This window comes from Archangium sp., assembly GCF_045802675.1.
Lineage (GTDB): Bacteria > Myxococcota > Myxococcia > Myxococcales > Myxococcaceae > Archangium.
On sequence record NZ_JBJMQO010000003.1, the window covers coordinates 37,397 to 46,161 of the forward strand.

The following is an 8,765-nucleotide window of genomic DNA, read 5'->3' on the forward strand; positions in this document are numbered from 1 at the left end:
GGACCCCGCGGCGTCTCCGCCGCGGGATGCAGGATCCGAAGATCGAGAGCCCAGAGGGTGGGCCCTACCGCTCGCAGATGCCAATGCGATTGCCGGCACCGTCGAAGCACCGCGCCTTCGACGGGGAGTCCGGGCAATAGCAGGCCGCTCCCGTGTCGCACGTGTCCTGCTCGACCTCGCAGGGCTTCGCGCAGAAGGTCTCCTCGTACTCGGTCCCTGGCTGCCAGTGCACGCAGATGAAGCCCGGCGCGCACTGAATCGAGCTCACACAGGGTCCGCTCTCGCAGCCGCCGAGCAGCAACGCGAGCACGGCCAACACGCTCACGCCGAACCCCACACCAGGACACCGCTGTCTCACCGCACTGACACTTCCGTGAAAATGACTCATGACGTTGGTTCCGTCGGACTCACTCATGCCTTCTCCGGGGTGTTGGGTTGCCCGGCTGCCCAGAGCAACTCCCGCGCCATGCAGCACGCACACGCACCGGTCCCCCAACGCGAAGAGGGCCAGGGGAGGATTGATCCTCGCCCCAGCCCTCTCGTGTTCTCACGGGTTCAACTCGTGGCCCGCGATACCCTCACCCCGGCCCTCTCCCGAGGGGAGAGGGCTTGTTGGGGTCAGCTCTCCTCGGACTCCGGCTCGGTCTCCCCGGTCTCCGCCGCGGTCTCCTCGGCCGGCACCTCCGGCTCGGACTCGGACGTGGCCGACGCGGACGCCTCGACGGCCTCCGCCTCTCCGCCGCCGTTCTCCTCGCTCTCGTCCGCCTCCGGCAGCTTCGAGATGCCCGTCACCTTCTCCTCCGCGCTCTCCAGCGCGATCAGCCGCACGCCCTGCGTGTTGCGGCCGATGACGGAAATCTCCTTCGCCTTCATCCGGATGAGCATCCCGCCGTTCGTCACCAACAGCACCTCGTCCTTGTCCGTCACCTGGACCAGGCCCACCACCTTGCCGTTCCGCTCGGTGGTCTTGATGTCGATGATGCCCTTGCCGCCTCGGCCCTGCTGACGGTACTCGGTCTCCTCCGTCCGCTTGCCGTAGCCGTTCTCCGTCACCGTGAGAATCGTGGTGTCCTTCTCCACCACGTCCGCCCCCACCACCTCGTCACCGTCCTCCAGCGTGATTCCCTTCACGCCGTAGGCCTGGCGGCCCATCGAGCGCACCTCGCTCTCCGGGAAGCGGATGCTCATACCCGTGGCCGTCGACAGCAGGATGTCCTTCGAGCCGTCGGTGATCTTCACCGCCACCAGCTCGTCGCCATCGTCGATGCCCAGCGCGATGATGCCGCTGGAGCGCACGTTGGCGAACGCCGAGAGGTCCGTGCGCTTCACCACGCCACGCTTGGTCACGAAGAAGACGAACTGGTTCTCCACGAACTCGCGCGTCACCAACACCTGCGCCAGCCGCTCGCCCTCGGCGAACTGCACCAGGTTCACGATGGCCTTGCCGCGCGACGTGCGGCCCGCCAGCGGAATCTCGTGCACCTTCAGCGAGTACAGCCGGCCCTTGTTCGTGATGGGCATCAGGAAGGCGTGCGTGCTCGCCACGAAGAGGTCCGTGACGAAATCGTCCTCCTTCGTCGTCGCCCCCGTCTTGCCGCGCCCACCGCGCTTCTGCGCCCGGTACTCGGAGAGCGGCGAGCGCTTCACGTAGCCCGTGTGCGACAGCGTGACCACCATCGTCTCCTCGGCGATGAGGTCCTCGCTGGTAATCTCCTCGGCCGCGCCGGTGATCTCCGTGCGCCGCTTGTCGCCGTAGCGCTCGCGGATCTCCTGGAGCTCCGTCTTGATGACGTTGAGCAGGCTCGACTCGTTGGCGAGGATGTCCTCCAGGCGGAGGATTTCCCGGATGAGGTCCACCAACTCGCGGAACAGCTCCTCGCGCTGCAGGCCGGTGAGGCGCTGCAGGCGCATCTCGAGGATGTTCTTCGCCTGCTCCTCGCTGAAGCCCGAGCCCTCGTACTTGTGCTCCAGGCCCGAGTAGCTCGGCACCTCGGCGCGCGCGCGCGAGACGAGCAGCTCCATCTGCGCCTTGGCCTTCTCGTAATCAATCCGCTGCAGGTTGCGGAAGCGCTCGTGGGCGTAGAGGGCGGGCGAGAGGATGTTCATCAGGCCCCAGCGCGCCTCGTCGGGATCCTTCGAGGCGCGGATGAGGCTCACCACCAGGTCGATGAGGTCCTGCGCGACGAGCAAGCCCTCGACGATGTGGCGGCGGGCCCGAGCCTTGCGCAGCTCGAAGCGGCTGCGGCGCGTCACCACGTCGCGGCGGTGCGAGATGAAGCGCTCGAGCAGCTCCTTGAGCGTGAGCGTGCGCGGCTGCCCCGCGTCGATGGCCAGCATCACCGCCCCGAAGGTGGTCTCCAGCGGGGTGTTGGCGAACAGGTTGTTGAGCACCACCCCGGAGATGGCATCGCGCTTGAGCTCGATGACGATGCGCATGCCCTGCCGGTCGCTCTCGTCGCGGATGTCGCTGATGCCCTCCAGCTTCTTCTCGCGCACCAGGTCGGCGATCTTCTCGATGAGCCGCGCCTTGTTCACCTGGTAGGGAATCTCCGTGACGATGATGCTCTCACGGTCGCCCTTCTTGGAGGTCTCGATCTCCGTGCGGGCGCGCAGGGTGATTTGACCGCGGCCCGTCTCATACGCGCGCAGAATCCCCTCGCGGCCGGAGATGAAGCCGGCGGTGGGGAAGTCCGGACCGGGGATGAACTGCATCAGGTCGCGGACGGTGGACTCGGGATGGTCGATGAGGTGCAGCGTCCCGTCGAGCACCTCGGTCATGTTGTGCGGCGGGATGTTGGTGGTCATGCCCACCGCGATGCCCGTGCTGCCGTTGACCAGGAGGTTGGGGAACTTGCTGGGGAGGACGAGCGGCTCGACGGTGGAGTCGTCGTAGTTGGGCCCGAAGTCGACCGTCTCCTTGTCGATGTCCGAGAGCATCTCCTCGGCCAGGCGGTCCATGCGCACTTCGGTGTAACGCATGGCGGCCGGGGAATCGCCGTCCACCGAGCCGAAGTTGCCCTGGCCATCCACGAGCAGGTAGCGAAGGCTCCACTCCTGGGCCAGACGCACCATGGCGTCGTAGACGGCGGTGTCGCCGTGCGGGTGGTACTTACCAATCACATCTCCCACGACGCGCGCGGACTTCTTGTAGGCGCGGTTGTGGTAGTTGCCCAGGTCGTTCATCGCGTAGAGGACGCGGCGATGCACGGGCTTGAGGCCGTCACGCACGTCGGGCAGGGCGCGCCCGATGATGACGGACATCGAGTAGTCGAGATACGAACGGCGCATCTCGTCTTCGATGTTGACGGGGATGAGCTCGCCCACGCTGCCTTGAGGAGGCGCGGGGGGTGTTGCCGGCTTGTCGGTGGTGTCGTCGGCCATGAAATCTGGGGTCAGGGAGAGGCCCGCCACGGAGGGGGGCCAAAAAGGGTAACGTGCCTACGTAACCCCCGGTATTTCCTGCGTCAACAAGGGAAACACCGGGGTGACGAAGGGTAGCCAGAAAGGGGGGCCCGAGCCTGCCCGGACGGGGGGCTTCAGACGCCTTTTCAGACTCCCGATTTCTTCTTCAACGGATGAGCTCGCCGGCTTGTTGCACCAACTTCACCAGCCGTGACGAATCCTTCCACCCGCGCAGCGCCGTGGAGCCGATTCCATGCCTCTGGATGAGCTCCCGGAGCACGCCGCGGACCCGCTCACCGTCCGGCCCGCTCCGCGACTCATCCGCCCGCCAGGCCAGCGCGTCCAACCGCGCCCAGCGCGCGTCCGGCCAGCGCTCGTCCTCGGGAATATCCTGCCGCTGGGCGTCCCATAACTCGTAGGCCACTTCAATCAACGCGGCCCGGGCATCCACCAGCGCCTCCGAGGCCGCCAGCCGGATGCGCGGCACGTACTCGCGCTCGAGCAGCCACCAGAAGACCTCGAGGTACTCGTGTGGCGCGGGCTCGAGCGGGGCCAGCCGCGCCTGGACGAGCTGCCGCACCCGGACCCACGCTTCCCGGTGCCAGTATTCGGCGTGCACGAGGCGCTCGGGGCCGTTGCGCGGCGGCTGGTGCGGCGCCCGGGTGGCCACCTTCTGCAGCTCGTTCACGATGCCCCGGTTCGCGTCCACGCCGGACAGCCGCTCCCACAGCGCGACGAGCGCCGCCTCACCCCGGACCCAGCCCTGGCGCAACTGCTCGCGCTGCGCGCTCGTGAAGGGGAGGCGGCCCGTGAGCAGCATGGGCGGGGCGAAGAGCGATTCGAGCAACTGCCCGAAGGCGGTGGCGTCGCGCAGCGCGGGCAGCGAGTCCGGCAGCACCTCCAGCGCGGTGCTCCAGCGCTGCTGGGGAGGCACCACGCGCGGCAGGGTGAGCAGCCAGTCCTCCAGGGCGCTCATCAGGCCCCCGAGGGGCTCCTGGGCGCTGCGCCCCAGCTTGCGCGCCACGTCCCGGGCGAGCTGCTCGCGCAGCGAGTGCACCTCGTAGAGGCAGCGCACGGTGGGATTGCTGTCGGGCCAGTGCTCGGCCTCGGCACGGCGCAGGGCGGGGCCGAGCAGCGCGTCCAACTCCGCCTGGTGGGCCGCCACCTCGCGCAGCAGGGGCCGCTCCTGCCGCAGCCGCTCCTGCCAGCGGGACTCGGCCAGCGCCAGCACGAGGCGGTAGTAACGCTCCCGGGCGGGCTCGAGCAGCACGGCCCGGCCCTCCAGGCGTACGCGGTATTCGTCCTCGGCGGGCGGCGCTCCCATGGTGCCCGCGAGTATACCTCCCCGCTCAGCCCACCTGGGCCATCGCGTCCTTGGGACGCAGGGGAGCGGCGAGCCGCTCGGCCTCGGCACCGAGGGGTCCTTCGGGATCCAACGCCTTGGCGCGCTCGAAGGAGGCGAGGGCCGCCTCGCGGTCTCCCTTGAGCTTGAGGGCGACGCCCACGTTGAGGTGCGCGGCGACGTTGTCGCGGTCCATGGAGAGCGCCTCGCGGAAGAGGGCGAGCGCCTCGTCCAGGTCGCCGGTGAGCAGGGCCTCCTTGCCGACCTGCACGCGCTTGTCCGCGTCGTTGACGAGCTCCACCTGCAGCAGGCTGCCGCCGGCCACGGTGAAGACGAGGGCGCGCAGGATGCCGCCCCAGTAGAAGGTGAGGCCCTCGGCGGCGGCCACGGCGGCCAGGGGCAGGTCCGGCAGCAGCTGCTTGCCGCGGAACTTGAAGCGCACCTTGGTGTAGCGGCCCTTGTTGGCCCAGTGGACGGCCTCGGCGCGCAGCTTCGCCAGACCCTCTTCAATGCGCTTGGGGTCGATCTCGAAGGGGAACGCCTGGCCGCCCACGGGCTCGCCGGCCGGCAGGGCCTTCATCTCGGGGACGGGCTCGGCGGTGGGAAAGGCGGCCTCGAAAGCGGGAGGCTCCACCGGGGCGGCGCGCTTCTTCGCGGCGGCGGGCTTCTTCGCGGCGGGCTTCTTCACCGGAGCCACACGCTTCTTCACGGACGCGGGGCTCTTCTTCGCGGGAGCGGCGCTCTTCTTCTTCGGAACCTTGCGGGATGCGGTCTTCGCCATGGTGAGGGAACTCTAACCCCTCGCGGCGCGGCTTGCTCGCGGGAGCCCCATCACCGGGTGGCGCCCGGCGGTTTCCAGGGCAGGGGCCGGGCCGCTCAGGGGGCCCGGTCCCGAGCAGCACCGCCCTCCCGCTCACCCGCGCATCGGCAGGACGAAGCCCAGTTCCAGCGGCATGCCCGCGTACTCCGGCCGCACCAGCGCCGTCACGCGTACGCCACGGGTCCCCTCGCCGGTGGACACCACCTCGCCGCGCACCCGGCCCGCCGGCGTCGCGCCGCCGAAGAGGAACACGTCCGCCGCCTGCGTGAACAGCGTCGCCACCTCGGCGTCCCCCGCCTCCGGCGGCAACTGGTCTCGCACCCACTGCGCGAAGCGCACGATGCGGCCCGTGAGAATCTGCGCCGGCAACGCCACCTTGTGCTCGCCCCCGTACACCATGGGCGCCGCCGTGAGCTGCAGCACGTCCGAGTTCCTCCCGCTCCCCAGCCCCAGCACGCCCAGCTCGGCCAGCCGCGACTGCGTGCGCACGGGGAAGAACGTCTCCGTCGGCACCGCCATCCCTCCGTCCCGTCCCGGCGGCAGCTGCCACACCGAGGGCGCCTGCACCCCGCCCGCCCCTCCGAGCACCCGCGCGAAGCTCCCCGTCTCGCGGAAGCTCGACGCCAGCAGCGACGCCACGCCCAGCGCCGCGCTCGCGAAGCACGTCCTCCGCCGCGCCCCCTGCCCGTCCACCATCACCACCACGCGGTGCAGCGCCGCCGACAGCCAGCGCGAGGACTCCTCCGCTCGCAGCGCCTCCCAGGCCTCGCTCAGCCCCCCGCGCTCCTCCTCCACCCGGTTCACCACCTCCGCGGCCGACTTCACGCCGAAGAGCGACGGAGGCACGTCCACCACCACCGGCAGCTGCGCGCGCTCGCCCAGCGCCGCCAGCCGTCCCAGCGCGGCCACGTCCTCCACCGGCTCCACCACGAAGAGGGCATCCGGGCGCTCGAAGCGGTCCACCGGGAGCTGCGACTCCACGCCCTCCACGCCCGCGGGCACCTCCACGTCGAGCACCTCCACCGCCATCCCCGACGACTTGGGGCAGTGGTCCACCAGCATCTTCAGGCCGCGCCAGGCCGACTCCAGCCGCGCCACCAGCGGATGGGCGAGCACGTCCCGGGCCGTCGCCTGCACCGCCTCCTCCACCAGGGCCTTCGCCGGAGCCGCCACCGAGGCGGGATTCGCCGGAGCCGCCGCGCGTGTCCCCACGGCCTTCAGGAAGGCATCCACGCTCGCCTTCGCCGCCTGCTCGGGACGGGCCGAGTCCGTCTGCGCGAAGATGGAGTCCACGACGTCCGGCGCCTTCGGCGTGCCAGGCGCGGAGGGCACCACCCCATTGCCCGCCTTGGGCGGAGGCGGCGACTGCTTCTCGCGCAGCACCGCGCCCACCGTCTCGGAGAGCCGCCCGGCCCCCACCACCGCCTCGAGGCTCTTCACCGCCGCGTCCGCGGGCAGCTTGTCCAGCCCGTCCATGAGGGCCTTGAGCGCGCGCAGCTCGGGCACGGACGACAGCACCTCCGCCACCGTGAAGGAGCGCAGCTTGGGGAACGTCAGCTCGAAGGTGCGCGTCTGCCCCGCGCCCAGCCGGTCCTCCACGCTCACGCGCAGCCCGGTGGCCGAGCGCGCCAGCTCCTCGGCGTACGAGTCCGGCGTGACGACGAAGCGCCTGCCCGAGGGTCCCGGCGAGAATGTCCCCGCGACCCACCACCTCACCTGAGAACCCGAAGTACCCTCATGGCTCATCGTTGACGTCCCCCTCTTCAAGAGGGCGTCAGGCTAGCCCGAGTCGTGGCGCTCCGGACAGTTTCCGCTCCACCTCCGCCCTACGACGGAAGCGTCCAGTCGACGGGCTCGCGCCCCGCCTTCTCCAGGGCGGCATTGGCGCGGCTGAACGGCCGGCTCCCGAAGAAGCCCTTCTTCGCCGACAGCGGCGAGGGGTGCACTCCTTCCAGGATGACGTGTCTCGACGTGTCGATGAGCGCCTTCTTCTTCTGGGCGTAGCTGCCCCACAGCAGGAACACCACCGGCTCCGGCTTGTCGCTCACCTTCTGGATGACCGCGTCGGTGAAGCGCTCCCAACCGTGCCCGGCGTGGGAATTGGGCTCGCTCTGGCGCACCGTCAGCACCGCGTTGAGCAGCAGCACGCCCTGCTCCGCCCACGGAATCAGCGAGCCATCCTTCGGCTTCGGCACGCCCACGTCGCTCTGCAGTTCCTTGAAGACATTCACCAGCGAGGGCGGGGGCTTCACCCCCGGCTGCACCGAGAACGCCAGCCCGTGCGCCTGCCCCGGCCCGTGGTACGGGTCCTGCCCGAGCAGCAGCACCTTCACCTTCTCGTATGGCGTCAGCCGGAAGGCCGAGAACAGGTCCTCCTCCGAGGGGTACACCATGTGCTCGTGCCGCTGCTCGGCGACGAACGCCTCCAGCTCCGCGAACTCCGGGCTGGCCAGCACGTCCTTCAGCACCTTCTTCCAGTCCGCCGGCAGCCGTTCCTTCATCGAGCCCATCGCGCCTCCCGCGTCTCGTGCCCCAATCGTAGCACCCGTCCCACACTACTTCTCCGGTGGGTCGGCGCCAGGGTTTTTCGCACGTTGGTTGGAGGGCCCGTCCTCTGCTCGCCCCCCTCGCGCGCCGCCCGGCCGCCCTTCGGACAACCAGGCCGTCCTCTTGGGCACCGGCCGGTCTCGGGCTACCCTCTGGCGCGCCATGTCGATGTATTCCGAGTCGCTCCGCGCCTTCCTCAAGCCCGTCCTCCCCTATCTCGACGACCCGAGCGTCTCCGAGATCATGATCAACGGGCCCACCGACGTCTGGATCGAACGCAAGGGCAAGGTCTCCAAGACCGATGCCACCTTCACCGAGGAGGGCCTCATCGGCGCCGCGCGCAACATGGCGCAGTTCGTCGGCCGCCTCCTCAACGACGAGCGCCCCCGCCTGGACGCGCGCCTGCCCGACGGCAGCCGCATCCACGTCGTCATCCCGCCCATCGCCCGCAAGGGCACCACCATCTCCATCCGCAAGTTCTTCAAGGACAAGCTCACCGTCGAGTCCTTGATCAAATTCAAGTCCATGACGCCGCAGATGGCGCGGCTCATCGACGCGGGCATCCACACCAAGCTCAACATGCTGGTGTCCGGCGGCACGGGCTCGGGCAAGACGACGCTGCTCAACATCGTCTCCTCGCTCATCCCCGACGAG

Annotated in this window: 7 protein-coding genes; 1 reads left to right on the forward strand and 6 read right to left on the reverse strand. The window is 69.6% G+C overall.

Features of this window, described 5'->3' with window-relative positions; all coding sequences use genetic code 11:
- Nucleotides 1-64 precede the first annotated feature (64 nt).
- From ACJ8AN_RS00510 to ung, 6 genes are all read right to left on the reverse strand, one after another.
- Nucleotides 65-325: a hypothetical protein gene (locus ACJ8AN_RS00510; RefSeq protein ID WP_407753188.1), complete on the reverse strand. Its 261-nt coding sequence runs from the start codon at nucleotides 323-325 to the stop codon at nucleotides 65-67.
- Nucleotides 326-618: 293 nt separating this feature from the next.
- Entirely contained in the window at nucleotides 619-3,381 is a 2,763-nt protein-coding gene (gene gyrA, locus ACJ8AN_RS00515) for a DNA gyrase subunit A (protein WP_407753189.1), read from the reverse strand.
- A 187-nt stretch (nucleotides 3,382-3,568) separates the two neighbouring features.
- Nucleotides 3,569-4,726, reverse strand: a complete 1,158-nt coding sequence (locus ACJ8AN_RS00520) for a hypothetical protein (RefSeq protein ID WP_407753190.1) — start codon at nucleotides 4,724-4,726, stop codon at nucleotides 3,569-3,571.
- A 25-nt stretch (nucleotides 4,727-4,751) separates the two neighbouring features.
- Nucleotides 4,752-5,525 (reverse strand): tetratricopeptide repeat protein, encoded by a 774-nt coding sequence (locus ACJ8AN_RS00525; protein WP_407753191.1) that lies wholly within the window; start codon nucleotides 5,523-5,525, stop codon nucleotides 4,752-4,754.
- A gap of 132 nt (nucleotides 5,526-5,657) precedes the next feature.
- Nucleotides 5,658-7,280 (reverse strand): type VI secretion system contractile sheath domain-containing protein, encoded by a 1,623-nt coding sequence (locus tag ACJ8AN_RS00530; RefSeq protein ID WP_407753192.1) that lies wholly within the window; start codon nucleotides 7,278-7,280, stop codon nucleotides 5,658-5,660.
- A 110-nt stretch (nucleotides 7,281-7,390) separates the two neighbouring features.
- Complete coding sequence (gene ung / locus ACJ8AN_RS00535; RefSeq protein WP_407753194.1) at nucleotides 7,391-8,065, reverse strand: uracil-DNA glycosylase; 675 nt, start codon at nucleotides 8,063-8,065, stop codon at nucleotides 7,391-7,393.
- Nucleotides 8,066-8,273: 208 nt separating this feature from the next.
- On the opposite strand from ung, the gene ACJ8AN_RS00540 reads away from it, so the two are divergent.
- The coding region (locus tag ACJ8AN_RS00540; protein ID WP_407753193.1) for an ATPase, T2SS/T4P/T4SS family at nucleotides 8,274-8,765 on the forward strand (492 nt) is incomplete at its 3' end.